This window comes from bacterium, assembly GCA_009926305.1.
Lineage (GTDB): Bacteria > Bdellovibrionota_C > UBA2361 > UBA2361 > RFPC01 > RFPC01.
In genome coordinates, this window is sequence record RFPC01000262.1 from 1 (window position 1) to 1,110 (window position 1,110).

The following is a 1,110-nucleotide window of genomic DNA, read 5'->3' on the forward strand; positions in this document are numbered from 1 at the left end:
TCGTCTACTTTCATTTTTTAGCTTTCTCTATGGTTCTTCCAGCGAAATATGCACCGAATGATGTTAGCATTAGTATCTCCAACAAAGATACGTAACTGTCCTTGACGTTAAATGGCAGATTATCAAGGGAATCCAGCACCATCGTTACCATAAACATTGACATAAGAGCTATCAAAGTAGCTGGTCTGATGAGCTTTGCGAGCTTAACATCACCACCCATGTCAGCCTTCCATCTCTCCGTAACGTTGTTCTGGAATGCGATCTCTGCGTCGATCTTAGCCTTGGCTTCAGCTGGGTCTATGCCTGGCTCCTTGTCGAGTAAGTTCTTTACAATCCCAAGCGCACCCTGATCTGGCAGCAGGTCCCCGACCGTATCGAGGATGCCTGGTGCCTTATCCTTTAGCCAGCCACCAAGGGCGGTGTCTTTTATTTTTTTAGAGCTCTCCATTCTGCTTTCTTTCTATGTATTCTTTTTCAAACAAATCCATCAAGTACTGCGTATGTGGGAGGAAGTTGCCTTGAGGATCAAACTCCACAATTCCGTTGTACTTAGAGTTTAGTGATTCAAACTCGGCCATTCTTTCTTCATCAGTCATTTGCTTGTATTTGTCTGACTCAACAAGCGCGAGACATTCTTGGTATCTAAGAGTACCAGCGAGCCTGAGGGCTTCGTTTATCTGCTCTGCATTAAGCTTCATCTTAAAGTCAACGCCGTCCTCCACAAACTGATACTTTTTACCAGCCTGATATGCTTTCTTGGCCTTTCCTCGGCTAAACGAAGGTGTGCCGATATGTCTAAACACGCTAGAGGCAAAGTACGGAGTGTTAAGCACCTCGATAGCCTCTCCAGTCTCCTGATAGATTCTAAGCGCTTCCATTGAAACTGGGTCTGCAGAACCCTCTCTTGCTTTTGTGACATCAAAGAGCTGATAGGCTGCTGGCCCTGAGCCATCTGGGGTTTGCTTAATCGGTTCCCCTTTCCAGTTGTGGCGGATCGGGAGAGACCCCGTAGAGAAGGTTCTGTCTCTTATCGTGTTCTCAAGTCTTTCAGCCATAGAATCGCTCCTCATGTCTGGCATGTACGTCCTCTGAGTTCTGTTGAGTGCGCTA

2 protein-coding genes are annotated in these 1,110 nt (G+C 46.4%); both read right to left on the reverse strand.

Annotated elements, in window-relative coordinates; genetic code table 11:
• Positions 1-10: 10 nt before the first annotated feature.
• Positions 11-448 carry a hypothetical protein gene (locus tag EBR25_14370; GenBank protein NBW42154.1) on the reverse strand — a complete coding sequence of 146 codons (438 nt, stop codon included), beginning with the start codon at positions 446-448 and terminating at the stop codon, positions 11-13.
• A complete protein-coding gene (locus tag EBR25_14375; protein NBW42155.1) occupies positions 435-1,055 on the reverse strand; it encodes a hypothetical protein in 621 nt (206 codons plus the stop codon). The genes EBR25_14370 and EBR25_14375 overlap by 14 nt, the downstream gene beginning before the upstream one ends.
• Positions 1,056-1,110: the final 55 nt, after the last annotated feature.